This window comes from Virgibacillus dakarensis (genome assembly GCF_900155625.1).
Taxonomy (GTDB): Bacteria; Bacillota; Bacilli; order Bacillales; family Amphibacillaceae; genus Lentibacillus_C; species Lentibacillus_C populi.
In genome coordinates this window covers 605328-621853 of the sequence record NZ_LT732553.1, presented here as the reverse complement: position 1 = coordinate 621853, position 16526 = coordinate 605328, and the positions used below count along the sequence as shown (strand labels likewise).

The following is a 16526-nucleotide window of genomic DNA, read 5'->3' as shown; positions in this document are numbered from 1 at the left end:
ATCTAATGTTAACAAATATCACACAAAAGGAGACGGTTTTTATGGATCCCATATTTTTAATGAATAATGTATGGATTATTATTTGCACGGTCCTCGTTTTATTGATGCAAGGTGGCTTTATTTTACTTGAAGCAGGCTCAACTAAAATGAAGAACGCGGGACATATAGCAGGCAAAACAGTCTTTACTGTCGGGATTGCATCCTTAATCTTTTGGGCTGTCGGTTATGGACTAATTTATGGAGAAGGCAATTCCTTTATCGGTTTTTCCGATTTCTTTTTTGGTGATGCAACAACGATGGGAGAAGGCTTGGCTGGTTCTGTTGATTTTATGTTTCAACTGGCATTTGCTGCAATTGCGCTAACAATTGCTTTTGGCGGATTTGCTGAACGGGCAAAATTATCCGTTTATGTGGTTTTTGCCGTTCTGTTTTCTATCGTTATTTACCCGGTAATCGCTCATTGGATTTGGGGCGGTGGTTGGTTGGCTGAACATGGAAAACAGGATTTTGCCGGTTCAACAGTCGTGCATTTAACAGGAGCTATGGCTGCCATGGCCGCAACGATCATTTTAAAGCCACGGATCGGCAAATATAATAAGGACGGTTCAGCAAATAATATCGCAGGCCACAACCAGGTCTATACGGCATTGGGAACACTGATTCTTTGGGTAGGCTGGTTTGGATTTAATGCTGGAAGTACATTCGGTGTTGCAGACGCATTTTTCGGTTATGTCGCACTTAATACACAACTTGCTGCCGGGGCTGGTGCAATCGGTGCATTAGCAATTGTCTGGTTGGTAAACGGGAAAGCTGATATTCCCACAATATTGAATGGTGCTCTAGCAGGACTTGTAGCCATTACTGCTTCGTGCGCATTTGTAGAGCCTTGGGCAGCCGTAGTGATTGGTTTTATCGGTGGTCTGATTGTCTTTTATAGTATGCGATTCTTTGATAAACAAAAAATCGATGATCCAATCTTCGCATTATCGGTTCATGGTACTGCAGGTGTCTGGGGAACCCTGTCAAACGGTTTATTTGCAACACCTGAATTAGCAAGCATCGGACACCCTGGTTTATTTTATGGCGGTGGTTTTACGCAACTAGGTGTTCAAGCGCTCGGTGTTGTAACCTGCGGATTATATGCATTTGTTGCAGCATATATCATTTTGAAGGTAGTGGATCGTTTATTAGGCGGAATCCGTGTATCGAAGGAAGAAGAACTGATCGGTCTTGATTTAAGTGAACACGGCAGTTACGGGTATCCGGAAGCTATCCGTCATCCAAATGATAAGTTAGGTGCTTAAGCCATTGATGTAATTGAAACTAATTACAATACGAGCGGGATCCCCTCTCGTATTGCTTTCTTTAAATGCTGGCTGAAGTTTTGGAAAATGGAGCGGGATAATTTATGATGAAATGAAATCACCATGACTGTTCATTAAGGGATTAAAGAGGAAGTTACCCAACCGAAACGAGCATTCACTATAAATAGCAGGAGGAACAATTGATATTCATTTTTTCCTCACCCCAAATTGCGCATTAAACTGGCCACGTAACATTTCTTCCTTTAATTCTTTATCTTGCTTATTTTTCTCCTTCAACATGTCTTTGCGAATTTCGAATGTTTGAACTCCCTCTTCCCGCTTATTCGCAATATCAATAAGTTGTTCCACGTCATTGAAAGAATATTTCCGGTTTCCACGTTCCGACCGTTCAGGAAAAATAAGTTTTCTTTCTTCATAATACCTGATTTGCCTTTCCGTTAAGCCGGTTAACTCACTGACAGGTCCAATTGGAATTACTTTTCTTTTTTTATAGAAAGAGTCATTTGTCATCTTCCCACCTCAATATATTTGTTTGTTCGATTATACTAGAAAAACGGATGTGGATACTACTTTTATGTAAGAAAATCTGACATACTTGCTGTTTCCGACAATGTAACGTATCCACTAGCTTCACACCTTTGAGAAATCCACATAAAATAACTATTGGGCAAATTAGCCAGAAGGAGTGTCGTTATGTGCGGTATAACAGGATGGATTAATTGGAATCGAGAGCTAATAGGTGAAGAGCATATTGTAAAACAAATGGTTGCAAAACTGCAACATCGCGGCCCAGACGACTTAAATACATGGGCTTCCCGCCACGCGTTACTGGGACACTCACGTTTGATTGTTGTGGACCCCGCGGGTGGCAGGCAACCAATGACAAAACAAAAAGACGGAAAAAACGTCACGATGGTTTATAACGGGGAACTATATAATACGGAGGAACTGCGCACAGAATTAACCAAACGTCACCACACATTTCAGGGTCATTCTGATACCGAGGTTTTACTTGCGGCATACTTGGAATGGGGAAAGGCTTGTTTGGCTCGGCTTAATGGAATTTTTGCCTTCGCGATCTGGGATGAAGAAAGCGAAGAAATGTTTGCAGCAAGAGACCGTCTCGGTGTCAAACCGCTTTTTTACATCGAACAGAACGGCGAATTGCTTTTTGGTTCAGAAATAAAAGCAATCCTGGCTCATCCCGCGGTTAACCCAATTGTTGACCGAGAGGGTTTATCTGAAGTATTCGGCCTTGGACCTTCGCGTACGCCGGGGCATGGCGTATTCAAAGGAATTAATGAATTAAGACCTGCACATGCGCTTAGCTATAACCGTAATGGGATGAAAATCTGGCGATACTGGGATGTCGAAAGCGTGGAGCATACCGATGATGTCGACACAACCGTAGAAACAGTTCGTACTTTGTTCCAGAATGCGGTGGAGCGACAGCTTGTTGCAGATGTTCCATTAATAAGCTTCCTTTCCGGCGGTGTAGATTCAAGTGCCATTTCAGCATATGCCCAACAGGCTTTTGAGCAGCAGGGCAAGGCACCGCTTCATACGTATTCGATCGAATATGAGGAGAATGAAAAATACTTTAAAACAAGTAAATTTCAGCCTGATTCAGACAGTCAATGGATTGATCAGGTGAAAAATGCGCTTGGTACGGTACACCATGATCTAGTAATAGATAATACAACACTTGCTCATTACTTAAAAGATGCGGTATATGCAAGAGACCTGCCAGGAATGGCTGATGTTGATTCCTCGTTATTATGGTTTTGTGAGAGAATACAGCAACAGGCAACAGTAGGGCTTTCAGGTGAATGCGCGGATGAAATTTTTGGTGGGTACCCGTGGTTTCATAGTCCGGAAACGTCTGCAGCGGAGGGGTTTCCATGGATGCGCTCAACAGCTGAACGCCAGGCACTTTTAAATGATTCGTGGCAAAATAAGCTTCAATTAAATGATTACGTCATGCAGGGATTCCGTAACACTTTACAGGAAACACCACTGCTGGAAGGAGAATCCGAGATAGACGCCAAAAGACGACAGCTATTTTACTTGAATATGCACTGGTTCATGGCGACACTGCTGGACAGAAAAGACCGAATGAGTATGGCGGCAAGTCTCGAGGTCCGCGTCCCATTCGCCGATCATCGTATTGTGGAATACATGTGGAACGTTCCGTGGGCAATGAAAATGCTCGACAACAGGGAGAAAGGATTACTAAGAAGAGCTTTAACTGGAGTACTTCCTCACGATGTATTGTACAGGAAAAAGAGTCCTTACCCGAAAACATTCCATCCCCAATACACAAATGCAGTTGCTGATTGGCTGTCATCGATCATCAATGATTCAAATTCTCCACTACTGTATTTTTTTGATAAGAAGAAAATAAAAGAAATAATCGACACGAAAGGTGAGTCCTTTCAGGTTCCCTGGTATGGCCAGTTAATGACCGGACCGCAATTAATAGCCCACCTTGCCCAAATTAATACGTGGCTCAATGATTATAATATAAAGGTTGAAGAGTATTGAAAAACTTCCTTTCCGGGAAAAAGATGGAGGATTTGCCAATGTCGGCTTTCGCTCCATCTTTTTTGTTTGACTTCTCCGGCTTTTAATTTCCCCATTTTTCCGAATTTAAAAAAGAGCCATTTATGTATTGCCAAGCGAATGAAAACGTGTTAGATTAAACCTTGCAGAAATCGCGAAAGATATTTTTGGCTTAAGGGGGTATGTTTGACATGAAAGGTAAAGGTAATGTGGCAAGAAGGGAATCCAAAGATAATTTGTGGTTTATACCCCTAATTCTCTTTATCGGTAGCATCATTGCCATAAATCTTTATTATTAGGGTTGTAACCATATTAATGATAATTTGACATGTAATAAGGTCAGCAATTTCCTCTATACAAGAGGATGTGCTGACCTTCTCTTATTTTACCAGCAAAAAACTTCATAGCATAATCTTCTCATTTTTTCAGCTATCTCTCCGGAACCGTACGGCTGCTGGCACTTGATTTTATTGTATTTGCATTTCCTGCTGATGGACGAGATTTTTTAATGAAGAACGCTAGTATAAGACCAATTATGGCAAATACGCCGGCAACGATAAACGATACATTGACTCCATGAACCAGCCCATCGACACCTTCTTCTGGTATCGCATTATTTGACATAACGGTAACAAGCAATGCTGTTCCGACTGCACCTGCAACCTGCCTCATCGTATTGTTCATTGCAGTACCATGTGGAATTAAATCCGTTGGCAACTGGTTTAGTCCCGCAGTCGTAACCGGCATCATAACCATCGAAATTCCGAACATTCTAATCGCATTGACCGTTGCAATATACGTAAACGTTGTTTCGCCGGACATATCTGCAAATAAGAAGGTTGTAATAACAACAATGATTAAGCCGGTAACCGCAAGCCATTTCGCACCAAATTTGTCAAATAATCTACCCGTGATTGGGTTCATAGCCCCCATTAAAACTGCTCCAGGCAATAACGCCAGGCCAGACTCTAATGCAGAAAATCCGAGCATATTTTGCATCAATAATGGCAAAACAACGGCCGCCCCAATCATTGCCATAAATGTCACCATGCCAAGAGCAGTAGTTAACGTAAAAATTGAGAATTTAAACACTCGGAATTCAAGGATAGGTTTTTCCAATCTCAGTTGTCTGAAGATGAACCATGTAAGTGCAACCACACCAACGATCATAGAAATAATAACATGCATACTGGTCCATCCATCACTTCCCGCTGTACTGAATCCGTATAGCAAACCACCAAATCCTAATGTAGATAATATAATCGATAAAGCATCGACCTTTGGATTTTTTTGTTCGGTGATATTCCTCAGCATGAAATACGCAACAATAATATCAATAATAATGATTGGCAGGATTACATAGAATAAACTTCGCCATGGAAAATGTTCCACCATCCAGCCGGATAATGTAGGACCAATCGCTGGCGCAAAGGCGATGACCAAGCCAAACATCCCCATAGCCGTTCCCCGTTTTTCAATTGGGAAAATGAGAAACAGGATTGTTTGCATTAAAGGCATAATGATTCCTGCACCAGCGGCTTGGGCAACCCTGCCGAGCATCAAAATCGGAAAATCTGGAGCAACGGAGCAAATTAACGTACCAACCCCAAAGATTCCCATCGCAAACAAGAATAATCCTCTCGTCGTAAACCGTTCGATTAAAAACGCCGTAATCGGAATCATAATACCATTGACGAGCATAAAAATGGACTGCAGCCATTGTGCGACTGTCTCATCCAATTGTAAATCCCGCATAATATGAGGTAATGCTGTTGCTAATAATGTCTGATTCAGGATCGCTACAAAAGCTCCCGAAATTAACACAATCATTATTGGTGTTTTATTAATAGTATTTGACGATTGCGCAGGCACTTGATTTTCAACCATAATTTTCTTTCTTTCGTACGAATTTATTTCCCTTATCGTTTCCATAGCAAGCCTATTTTATGAATAGACTGCCTGCAGAAAAATTTTGATTGGAAACTTCCCATCATTTTCTTCCTTAAAAGGTAACATTTTATATCCTAACACAATAAATAAATGACTAAAAGAAATTAAGATCAAATGAGGAATTTAATTTCACCCGTAAAACACATAAAAAAACAAAGGATATGCGGGGCAGCGCATATCCTTCATTTTCACATCGCTTTGTATTATACAAAGGGGGATGGGAGAAAGTTCATGGTCAAACAAAGGGGTTTTGTTTGTTACTGATCTTACATTTATACTATAACAACGTTTCAAATGATTTTCAATAAGAATGTTCATCATTTCACAAAAATGTCACAGTTTTATTCATATTAACTTACTTTAGATACATATAATAGAGCAAATTAAACTTTTTGAGGTGATGTCGATGCAAGGTTTACTCCCCATTTTGTTTTTCATCATGACCATCATAGCTTTTTTCCTTAATATCCTGGCATTCATGAAACTGGTTCCAATATTTGTATCTTTGCCATTGCTATTCATATCGATCTATTTAACAATTTTCACGTTTACCCACAAACGTGTATTTCGCGGCATGCAATAATCAGATTATGTAGCGGGATGTAGCCGGTTTTCAGCGTTATCCCGTTTCATATCCGCCTGTTTTACGTTATTTCACCTGGCATCCTCAATTCGCCATTTTACATTATTCCCCACTTCTAGAGCCACCCGATTGTGTATTTACAAAATAGCTGCACCACCCCAGGTGATGCAGTATCTATGATCTTATTTCGATAACAATTTTTCCATTTCATTTAATTTTTCTTCAAAAACATCCAATGCGTCCAGTATCGGTTGTTTGGATGTCATGTCCACTCCAGCATGCTTTAAAACCTCAATTGGATAATCACTGCTTCCGGCTTTTAGGAACTTGTTGATATAACGATCAACTGCGCCCTCCTCACCAGATAGAATCCGATTTGCCAAGGTGGTGGCCGCGGAATACCCTGTGGCATATTGATATACATAATAATCCATGTAAAAATGCGGGATCCGCGCCCATTCCAGGCCAATTGCTTCGTCCGAAACAACATCGTCACCAAAGTATTTTTTATTTAAATTATAATAAATCTCCGTTAGCTTATCAGCTGTTAAGGCATCCCCATTTTGCATGCGAACATGGATATCGTGTTCAAATTCTGCAAACATCGTCTGACGGAAAACAGTGCCGCGAAAGCCTTCAAGGAAATGATTGAGAATATAAAGCTTTTGCTGCTCATCATCCAAGTGATGCAGCATATATTCATTCAATAATGCTTCATTACAGGTAGACGCTACCTCGGCAACGAAAATGGAATAGTTCCCGTAACGGAAAGGCTGTGCTTTTCTCGTATAATAGCTATGAACAGAATGACCTAATTCATGTGCCAGGGTAAACAAATCATTCAATCTGTCCTGCCAGTTTAATAAAATGTAAGGATGGGTTCCGTATGCACCCGACGAATAGGCACCACTGCGCTTTCCTTTACTTTCTTCGACATCAATCCAGCGATTTTCATAACCTTCTTTTACGATATTGACATATTCCTCTCCAAGCGGTGCCAGCCCTTCCAGTACGAGTTGTTGCGCTTTTTCGTATGGGATCTCCAAATCGACATCTTTGACGAGCGGCACATACATATCATACATATGCAACTCATCAACTCCGAGTACTTTTTTGCGTAATGCCGCATAACGGTGCAGAAGCGGTAATTTTTCATTGACTGCCCCAATGAGATTTTCGTACACCTGCTCATCAATATTATTACTATCCAGCGCTTCCTGTCTTGCTGAATCATAATGACGGACTTTCGCGCTGAAATTATTTGTTTTAATCGTTCCGGTTAGTGTCGATGCAAAAGTATGAATGAAATTCCCGTACGTTTCATACATCTTATTAAATGCCTCTTCACGTACACGGCGGTCTTTGGACTCTAAAAATCCAACATAACGGCCATGGGTCAAATCAACTTCTTCCCCTTTTTCATTCGTAATTGTCGGGAACTTCAAATCGGCATTGTTCAGCATACTGAATGTTTGCGACCCATTATCCATCGGTTCAGCTGCTTCGGCGAGTAATGCTTCTTCCTTTTGGCTCAACACATGGGGCCGCTGTCTCGTAATTTCATCCAGTGTGTGCTTATATACCTGCAATTCTTTCTTTTCCTCCAAAAATTGCTTTAATGTTGTTTCATCGATTGTTAAAATCTCTGGAACAATAAAACTCATGGAGCTGGATGCCAATGTTAACACACTTTCTGCCTTTTGATTGATCGCCTGATAAAATGAATTCGTCGTATCTTCATCATAACGCATATGTGCATATGTAAACAGCTTGCCCAGCCGCATAGATAAATTATCCTGCATTTGTAACAGGTCATACAGATTCTGTGCGGATTCTGCCAGTTTCCCCTGAAATTCTTCTATTTTAGGAATATCATTTTTTAAGGATTGTAATTCCTCTTCCCAAGCATCATCGGTTGCAAAAATATCTTCCAATTTCCATTTCAGTTCCTCTGAGATCTCACTTCTTTTTGGTAATTCCTTTGTTCCTTTCGCCAAGTCAATTTCCTCCTTTATTTTCTGCACTATACAGTTTCAACATCCATTGCCTAAATCCCTCTATTTAGATAGTATAACGAATTTATTCCGATTCATGCTCATATTTTGATCGAATTATTTGCTAACAGCCGATTAATAAACACATCGTCTCCTAATAATGCTTCTTCCACATTTTTATAAAATAAAAGGTTTGTTTGCTTGGTAAAATGAAAAGGAGATTGTTGCTTGAGGATGTTAAGCTGTTCTAGTAAAAGGAGATATTGCTGAATTGGTTGTATCTCGGCTGTAATAAGCGGGTAATTGGCTGAAGAAATGATGTGCTTTCTTAATAAATGTACACAGGTTGATAAGGAAATATGTCCGCCAATTGGTAAAGGGTCAAGTAAATCGAGACAAATCCGGCTTTGCCAATCCCATAATGGTGAACACATGCGATATTGTGCGGATACTGGAAGATGAATAACAGATGGCAGGTATTCAAAGTGGGTCCGTTTTAAGTAAAGCCACTGATGCCAGGCAAGCTCACTCCCATACAAACGATCTCTTTGTCGCAAGCGGAATCGCTTTTTTTCCTGTTTCCACAGCGTGTAAAGCAGTTGATTCGGCAGCCGATGTTGGCGAAAGATGTCGATGAATTTCATGTTGTTGAGGAGGGTATACGTTAGCTTTCCGATTGCCTGTTTTGTTGTTGTTATATAAATGTCTTGAAAAGTAGAAAACAGGGTAGTTTCCGGACAGAAGAACAATAAGGTTAACGGGAAACGCTTTGAAAATTGATGAAGAAAATGGTGGAGAAAATTATCCAGTTTGATTTGATACCGACTCAGTCGTTTAAACCGATTGGCACCGATGATCCATATTGGTTGTATGCCAAGCTGACGATAGCCTTCATTTCGTTTCCGGATTTCTTTCAAGGAAATTCTGGTACACTGATATTCCACAGCAATCTTTTTATTGTCAATTGTTACTAATAAATCCGGACGCTGTTTAATTTCAGATAAATATTCCTCAAGTTGAACGTTTAGTTTCTGCTGTTTTAACCATTTGTACAACATAAGCTTGCCTTTTTCATGATAGGCACCTTCCCCACCTTCATGTGAGGGACAATTCACTTTCGCTCGATGGGCAAAATGGGGAATCATTTTTGAGCCGGCCTTTATTACAACTTTTTCCTGACATGACGGACAGTAGAATTGTCCATTTGTTTTTAGTTCGGAAATTTCCTTCTTTGTCAATAAAGCAAGCATGACAAGGTTTCCCTCTTTTGTTTTCGCTTGCAGCATATACTACATCCACCTCCTTCATAATACCTATTCGACAGTAAGGTGTAAAATCCTGCAAAAAAATTAAAAACCTGCAACATATTATCTTTGCAGGCTTTCTACTTACCGAACATGGCACAGTTTTAAGAAGCCATATCCTTATAATTGAGCCGGGAAATGTGTTTTAACCTGGGTAAATACATCATTGGCAAAAATCTTTTTCCCGTATTCTTCGAGAAAATGAATGGTTAAGTCAGAATCATTGCCAAATTCGAGAACCTGGCTAATCAAATCTTCTTGCTGATCATCATCCAATTCATCTTGGGAAAATTCCATATATAAATAATAGATATCATTATAATGGTATAAGCTATTTTCCTCAATACCAGAACCTGTACCATGGAAATAATGACTTAGTTGAATAACATCCTCGAAATCATGGAAGCTTACGATAAGTGATAAATTGCCTTCTTCCGCTGTTTCATCATCCGGGTTTTGCTTGCTGGTTTTTCCAAATTTGTCGTCTAATATATTTTCAATTTTTTCATCAACAGATAAATCGATTGTTTTCCCATTTTCAACAGGAAGTTCAATACTCTCCCCACTTTTGGATACTTGGGCTTTTGTTACAATAATTTCTAAACCCTTTTCCAATGCTTGAACTTGAATCCATAATGGACCATCTACATTAAAATCTTCCTCATAGTTCAATTCATCCATCATTTGCCAAAATAATTGTTCACTGCGTTCGCGATTATACCAAATTTCTTCTCTTTCAAAACCGCGATCCTCAATGTCAATATAAGAAATATAAAATTTAACCGTATTTTCATTGATGCGTTCTATTTCCATTCCAATTCTCTCCCTTCTATAGAAAAACATTCGACCAAACTCAATATCCAAGTCACTCGTTTTTCCGTTACTTTACACCGCATTACTTTTAAACCATTTTAATGCGACAAATCATTAGGTGGAAGAGACAACTTCACCTGATACCTCTTTCCTATTGTTCTTATCCTAAACAGCGCTAACCATTCATTCTTCTATTTATATCTATATCTTATTGTATGACAGAATAACGCATTTTGAAAATTTAAATGCCTATATAATTAATTTATTATGATAACCGATTTTGGACAAATTGTCACTGGAATTTTTTGTGAATATAGTTAAAAATAAAGTGAATAAAAGCGCAGATCAATATTCCTGGATCTGCGCTTTTATTTTGTATCAGAACAATTAGTTTACCATACGCTGAGCTTCACGCAATTGAAAGGTACGGACCGTCCGCGGCAAGAAACGGCGAATTTCGTCTTCGTTGTAACCAACCTGCAGACGTTTTTCATCCAGAATAATGGGCCGCCGTAATAATCCGGGATTTAATTGAATTAATTTAAACAAATCTTTCATCGGCAATTGATCAATATTTACGTCCAATTTTTGAAAAACTTTAGAGCGTGTTGAAATGATCTCATCCGTTCCATCCTCGGTCATACGCAATATTTCCTTGATCTCATCCAATGATAATGGCTCGGAAAAGATATTCCGCTCTGAAAACGGGATGTCATGCTCCTCAAGCCACGCTTTTGCTTTTCTGCAAGATGTACAACTTGGTGAGGTATAAAGTGTTACCATGAAACTTCACTCCTCATTTCTATAAAATGTATGGTCATCTCATAAACTTTGAACAACCTATTAGATTAAAATAAGTTTAAATAACCTTATATGTATAAGTATACTACAATTGTCAAGCAAAAGGTAGGGGATTTCTTAGAAAAATAAGCTGAAATTCAAATGTTCACGAAATGTTTATATTTATGTATAAGATACCCCAGTTTATTTTCAATTAAACATTTTATTTGAAAAAAATATAGGATTTTTATGGAATGTCTTAAAGTGCGTGTTCAAAAAGTCGCCGAATTGGGTCTTGAAGGTCGAGGCAGCGTAGCTTTGAGCACCGGAGTGTACATAAAGGTACATGAGGAGCGGAAAAGCAAGCGGGCGACACGATTCGTCGCTTATCATTTGGTGACTTTTTGAACATCCTCTTCAAAGTCCGTATTCTAAAAATATCTCTTGAAGGCCAAAGCGGCGCAGCCCCGGCACCTGTCTTGGACAGGAGGTATTACCTTCTACTGTTGGCTATTGTCGTGGCGGTTTAGCAGAAGATCTCTACTGCCAGCTCCAGAGTTCGCCGCTCAGCATTTGGTGACTTTTTAAATATCCTCTAAAACATGAAATAAGGGGCATTCCATTTTAAGTCTTTTCCGTTAAACCATCAAATAAATTATCAGATTCCCGCTCTTCATCGTAAATTAATACCTCATCGACAGGCTGATATGATTTTCCATATAGCTCTTCATCTTTATACGTATGGATATCTTCATACATTTGTTTCATCTTTTCATAAATCACATCTTCTGATTCATCGTTGGGAGACCAGTATAAAATTTCCATTGGGGTTTCTTCATTTGTAGCAAGTGACCGGCGATTATAACCGATGGATTGCGCGTGGGTAAATCCTTCTCTTTGATAAAAATGAAGTCTTTTCCCAGTATCCGAATCATCATAATCAACAGGCTCTACCTCCAGGATAATCGGCTTATTTTTTTGTTTTAGCTTTTCAATCAGCTTATGCCCAATCCCTTGACCTCTTGATTTTGCTGAAACCCAAACATAATCAATAAAAATAAAGGTGTCAAATTCGGCGAACATTAATACATGATATGGCCCTTCATCCTTGTAGTACACGTCACCCTTTTCCCTTAACAGCATTTCCATATGTTCTTTGGATTTCATTTCTTCTACTGGAAAATATTTGTTTAACTTTTCATACCAATTCATTGACCTACTCCTTTTTTTATAATCCTTTTCTATTATAACGAAAATTTTCTTGTTTGTTAAATGGCGTTTACAAGGCACCATATGTAGTTTACCCGGCAGTGTTTTTTTTCAAACATACAAGAGGTCAGCAGCAACATAGCGACTGACCTTAACAGTTAATCGATCGGTGTATAATCAACATTCTTCGTATACACATTTGCAGCATTCCAAATCAAAAATTCGTTAATTCCATTTTCCTGCAGTGCCTTTATTTGCGCTTCCACTTCCGCTTTTCCATATTGGGTTGGGGCGCCATCATACAACCATGGTGCTTCAAAATCTTGGATCCAAGGCCTTGAAATTGGCGGATCGTCCAGCTTGCCTAATACGTCATTTTCCACCTTCGTATATTCGGTTACCAATTTATACGGATGTTTATCGGGAAAATCAATCCCGAAATAGGCTGTCCAATGACTTGGGTAAATCATTGATGAAATAACATCAACATTACTTGCGATTTTCGAGAAATTTTGTCCAATTCCTGGTGCTTCTGGGATAGTTGCCGAATAGCCGAAAATATCGACCCCAACCTTTACATCATAATACGCTAATTCTTTTTTGGCATATTTAACAAAATCCGTAACAGCCTGCACACGACGCTGGATATTTTCTACGTCAGTATCTTGATAGTCCCCTTGGCTGTATTCCAGTTCCTTATCATAATGTTCAAATCCTTCAGGAAACCGGACATAATCAAATTGAATTTCCTGAAAACCTAACGCTGCAGCCTGTTTTGCGAGATTTACATTGTATTTCCATACTTCCTTTTTAAATGGGTTAACGAAAGCCTCCCCTTTTCCATTTGTCCAAACCTTGCCATCTTTCTTGAAGGACAGGTCTGGACGTTTTTCTGCTAAAACGGAATCTTTAAAAACAACAATTCTGGCAATCGGATAAATCCCCTTTTTCTCAAGCTTTTCCAGCATTTTTCGCGGCTCATCTATGTAATTTTGGGCAACATCTTCATATGGTGATCCCTTTTCCGGTCTAAATGTAACGTTCCCATGATCTTCTTTGATGTCAATTACCATTGTGTTTAAATCGGTGGACTCAACCAAGTTTACGAGTGATTCAAACTGGCTTCCCCCAGCGGAAGGACCGGTAACATAGATCCCCCTGACAGCATCAGGATATGTAAAATTGAAGCCGGAGTCATATATGAAACGTTTGAAATGTTTGCTCTCGTCAAGTAGTTTTAAACTGGTCGTATTTTTAGCATGCAACTGGGCGATTTGTAATTCTTCTCCACTAATGACGCACGGCATACCTAATCCAAGCAGAAGAATCCCGAGAATCGTGATATCCTTCAGTTGTCCCTTCTTCATAAATTATCAATCTCCCTATTTTTAGCAACCTATTTATCTAGTATAAGGGAAACAATCAAATATTTGAACGGAATTTGGAGATTTTTGTCGAGTTTTTTAACTTTAAATCTGAATTAAATCAAAACTAGCAAGCGAAGAGATTATAACATAAAAGGCTTCTATCATTTTAAAAGCCCTTTACATTTTATAAAATCTGCTATTCTACTATCTAATTTACGCTAAGAGGCAAAGTAAACCAAAAGGTGTGGTAGTGACCGTTAGACTTTATCCCAATCTTGCCAGTGTGATGTTCAATAATTTCCTTTGAAATCGCAAGTCCAAGCCCTGTACCTCCTGTATCACGAGTCCTGGAAGGATCAACACGATAAAATCGTTCAAAAATTTTTTCTTGTTCTAAAAATGGAATCGTTTGACCAGGGCCAGAGACGGCAACCCTATATTCCGAGTTTAGGCTTTCACCTATAACTGTTATTGGCTCAGTCCCCTGATAATAACGAATGGCATTATCAATTAAATTACTGATGACTTGTGGAACTCCTCCATCATATACATTTACAATGCCGGGCTCGGTCTTTACATGCAACTTAATACCAGCATTTTTCAGAGACCAGCGAAACATCTCTACTGACTGCTCGACTAACACGGCCATATCTATCGGTTCTTTTTGAGAAAAGGTTTGCTTTGTTACATAATCCCATTCTTTCAGTTGTTCAAGTTGTTCAACCAAACTAATAAGTCTTTTTAATTCCTCATGAAGCGATTGATATAACTGCCTGTCACCCGAAATCACGCCACTTTTTAAAGCACTAAGGTACCCGTTTAAATTCGATAAGGGGGTACGAAGTTCATGCGACAAATCTGATACTAGTTTTTGCCGATACTGCTGATTATTTTTTAATTGCTTAACTAAATCATTAAAGTGACTGATTAATTGGCCTGTTTCGTCGTCAGACTTTACTTCAAGGGGATTCGGATATTGTCCCTGTTTCATCCGCTTCGTAGACTCAATCAATTCTTTTATTGGGTGTATCAATTTTTTTGTTAAATAAAAATGTATAAGGCTGCCGATTACAATTGCGGAAACACTAAATATCCACAAATACTGAAAAAGGGTTGAGTTAAACTGACCCTGTTTTTGATTATCCATTGCTCCCAATCCATCCGCCAAAAAACAAGCTGTGTTATAGATCGCCCAGCTGCTAAGTACAATAAAAAAGCCAATAACGATAATGTTTGTAAATGTTAACTTCCATAGAATTTGTTTGGGCCATGTCCTTCCACGTTTATTCATTAACATATTTATACCCCATTCCACGAACTGTATGAATACGTTTAGGTGAAGCAGGATTATCCTCAATTTTTCTCCGTAATTTTTTAATGTGTGCGTCAATTGTACGGTCCAGCACGGTTTTATCAGCGTAAGGATAAAGCCTGTGAATAAGCTCCTCTCTTGAAATGACAACATTAGGATTCTCCATAAAATGATAAAGCAGGTTAAACTCATGTTTAGTCAAATTCAATTGTTTATCAAGCAGCCATACTTCGCCCTTTCGCGGTTTTATGCATAGTCCACCATAGGTAATTTTTTGACAATACTGTCCAGTTCTTCGTAAAACCGCTTCAATATGTGCTACCAATTCATCTGGGTCAAACGGCTTCGTCAAATAATCATCCGCACCTATCTTTAATCCATTAATTCTTTCATCTACTCGTGCTTTTGCGGATAACATAATAATAGATACTTCATTACGTTCTTGTTCCCGGACCCACTTGCAGAAATCCTCTCCACTTAGTTTAGGGAGCATTAAATCAAGCACAATTAAGCATGGATGATAGGTTAAAAAAGCATCCTTTGCCATTTCACCATCAGTAGCCTCAACCACGTCATATTCCGCTTTTTTCAAATAAATGTTGACAAGCTCACGGATCATTTTATCATCTTCCACTACTAAAATTGTTTGTTTCACAGGATCACCTCTCCCCTATTGTACGTAAAAAGGGGTCCTACTTCATCTTTTCAAATTCTTCGACCATCATTTCATAATGTAATGCTCCGAAAGCCTTGTACTGAATAATTCCATTTGAATCAACCATGAAAGAAGTTGGAATCGGACGGATCGCATACGTATTGGCCACTTCAATATTCTCATCTAACAAAATAGGAAATGTTAAGTTAAATTCATCCACGAAATTTTGAACTTCTTGCATCCCTTGCTCTGTTTGTGTTAAATTGACCGCCAAAATAACGACATCTTTATTTTGATGGAATTTTTCCAAATCTGGCATTTCAGCACGGCATGGAGGACACCAGGTAGCCCAGAAGTTAACCATTACACGTTGGCCACGATAATCCGATAATTTCACATTCTTCCCGCTTAGCGTCTTTAGTTGAAAGTCAGGTGCAGCATTTCCTACCTCTAAGCCAACTGTAACTGCATTAGTTGTTTCACTCTTTTTATCAGCTGCTGCTTTGTTATCTTTATCACTATCGGAGCTAGCCTCTTGTTTTATTTCCTCATTTTCATCTTGAATTGACGTATCATCTGATTGGTTAACAAAATCATACACAGCCCATCCTATCATTCCAATAAGCACGATAATAATGATAGCTTTTTTCATTATTTTCACCTCCCTGGAAC

General features: G+C 39.1%; 13 protein-coding genes. 2 read left to right on the top strand and 11 right to left on the bottom strand.

The window, feature by feature from the left end; translation table 11 throughout:
- Positions 1–41 precede the first annotated feature (41 nt).
- Positions 42–1304: an ammonium transporter gene (locus CZ382_RS03125; protein ID WP_088049776.1), complete on the top strand. Its 1263-nt coding sequence runs from the start codon at positions 42–44 to the stop codon at positions 1302–1304.
- A gap of 207 nt (positions 1305–1511) precedes the next feature.
- Here the strand turns inward: CZ382_RS03125 and CZ382_RS03120 are convergent, their stop codons facing one another.
- Positions 1512–1835, bottom strand: coding sequence for a MerR family transcriptional regulator (locus CZ382_RS03120; protein ID WP_088049775.1), 324 nt, complete (start codon positions 1833–1835; stop codon positions 1512–1514).
- Positions 1836–2018: 183 nt separating this feature from the next.
- On the opposite strand from CZ382_RS03120, the gene asnB reads away from it, so the two are divergent.
- Positions 2019–3869, top strand: coding sequence for an asparagine synthase (glutamine-hydrolyzing) (asnB, locus tag CZ382_RS03115; RefSeq protein ID WP_088049774.1), 1851 nt, complete (start codon positions 2019–2021; stop codon positions 3867–3869).
- A 447-nt stretch (positions 3870–4316) separates the two neighbouring features.
- Here asnB and CZ382_RS03110 read toward each other — a convergent pair whose 3' ends face one another.
- The 10 genes from CZ382_RS03110 to CZ382_RS03065 all read right to left on the bottom strand — a co-directional run bounded on the left by CZ382_RS03110 (position 4317) and on the right by CZ382_RS03065 (position 16506).
- On the bottom strand, positions 4317–5774 hold the full coding sequence (locus CZ382_RS03110; RefSeq protein ID WP_088049773.1) for a DHA2 family efflux MFS transporter permease subunit: 1458 nt from the start codon (positions 5772–5774) through the stop codon (positions 4317–4319).
- Between the two features lie 828 nt (positions 5775–6602).
- Complete coding sequence (gene pepF / locus CZ382_RS03105; RefSeq protein WP_088049772.1) at positions 6603–8417, bottom strand: oligoendopeptidase F; 1815 nt, start codon at positions 8415–8417, stop codon at positions 6603–6605.
- Between the two features lie 98 nt (positions 8418–8515).
- The gene (locus tag CZ382_RS03100; RefSeq protein ID WP_088049771.1) at positions 8516–9700 is read right to left on the bottom strand and encodes a competence protein CoiA; all 1185 of its coding nucleotides are present in this window, start codon (positions 9698–9700) and stop codon (positions 8516–8518) included.
- A gap of 138 nt (positions 9701–9838) precedes the next feature.
- Positions 9839–10531 (bottom strand): adaptor protein MecA, encoded by a 693-nt coding sequence (mecA, locus tag CZ382_RS03095; protein WP_088049770.1) that lies wholly within the window; start codon positions 10529–10531, stop codon positions 9839–9841.
- Between the two features lie 387 nt (positions 10532–10918).
- Positions 10919–11314: a transcriptional regulator SpxA gene (gene spxA / locus CZ382_RS03090; protein WP_088049769.1), complete on the bottom strand. Its 396-nt coding sequence runs from the start codon at positions 11312–11314 to the stop codon at positions 10919–10921.
- Positions 11315–11935: 621 nt separating this feature from the next.
- Complete coding sequence (locus CZ382_RS03085; RefSeq protein WP_088049768.1) at positions 11936–12523, bottom strand: GNAT family N-acetyltransferase; 588 nt, start codon at positions 12521–12523, stop codon at positions 11936–11938.
- 155 nt (positions 12524–12678) lie between these two features.
- The gene (locus tag CZ382_RS03080; protein WP_088049767.1) at positions 12679–13887 is read right to left on the bottom strand and encodes a putative glycoside hydrolase; all 1209 of its coding nucleotides are present in this window, start codon (positions 13885–13887) and stop codon (positions 12679–12681) included.
- A 208-nt stretch (positions 13888–14095) separates the two neighbouring features.
- Complete coding sequence (locus CZ382_RS03075; protein ID WP_235000379.1) at positions 14096–15034, bottom strand: sensor histidine kinase; 939 nt, start codon at positions 15032–15034, stop codon at positions 14096–14098.
- A 136-nt stretch (positions 15035–15170) separates the two neighbouring features.
- Positions 15171–15854, bottom strand: coding sequence for a response regulator transcription factor (locus tag CZ382_RS03070; RefSeq protein WP_088049765.1), 684 nt, complete (start codon positions 15852–15854; stop codon positions 15171–15173).
- A 37-nt stretch (positions 15855–15891) separates the two neighbouring features.
- Positions 15892–16506, bottom strand: a complete 615-nt coding sequence (locus tag CZ382_RS03065; RefSeq protein ID WP_088049764.1) for a redoxin domain-containing protein — start codon at positions 16504–16506, stop codon at positions 15892–15894.
- Positions 16507–16526: the final 20 nt, after the last annotated feature.

Excerpts from the sequence above, each read along its gene's own strand:
- CZ382_RS03125 (WP_088049776.1), top strand. The coding sequence starts at position 42 with ATGGATCCCATATTTTTAATGAATAATGTATGGATTATTATTTGCACG.
- CZ382_RS03120 (WP_088049775.1), bottom strand. The coding sequence starts at position 1,835 with ATGACAAATGACTCTTTCTATAAAAAAAGAAAAGTAATTCCAATTGGA.
- asnB (WP_088049774.1), top strand. The coding sequence starts at position 2,019 with ATGTGCGGTATAACAGGATGGATTAATTGGAATCGAGAGCTAATAGGT.
- CZ382_RS03110 (WP_088049773.1), bottom strand. The coding sequence starts at position 5,774 with ATGGTTGAAAATCAAGTGCCTGCGCAATCGTCAAATACTATTAATAAA.
- CZ382_RS03100 (WP_088049771.1), bottom strand. The coding sequence starts at position 9,700 with ATGCTGCAAGCGAAAACAAAAGAGGGAAACCTTGTCATGCTTGCTTTA.
- mecA (WP_088049770.1), bottom strand. The coding sequence starts at position 10,531 with ATGGAAATAGAACGCATCAATGAAAATACGGTTAAATTTTATATTTCT.
- spxA (WP_088049769.1), bottom strand. The coding sequence starts at position 11,314 with ATGGTAACACTTTATACCTCACCAAGTTGTACATCTTGCAGAAAAGCA.
- CZ382_RS03085 (WP_088049768.1), bottom strand. The coding sequence starts at position 12,523 with ATGAATTGGTATGAAAAGTTAAACAAATATTTTCCAGTAGAAGAAATG.
- CZ382_RS03080 (WP_088049767.1), bottom strand. The coding sequence starts at position 13,887 with ATGAAGAAGGGACAACTGAAGGATATCACGATTCTCGGGATTCTTCTG.
- CZ382_RS03075 (WP_235000379.1), bottom strand. The coding sequence starts at position 15,034 with ATGGATAATCAAAAACAGGGTCAGTTTAACTCAACCCTTTTTCAGTAT.
- CZ382_RS03065 (WP_088049764.1), bottom strand. The coding sequence starts at position 16,506 with ATGAAAAAAGCTATCATTATTATCGTGCTTATTGGAATGATAGGATGG.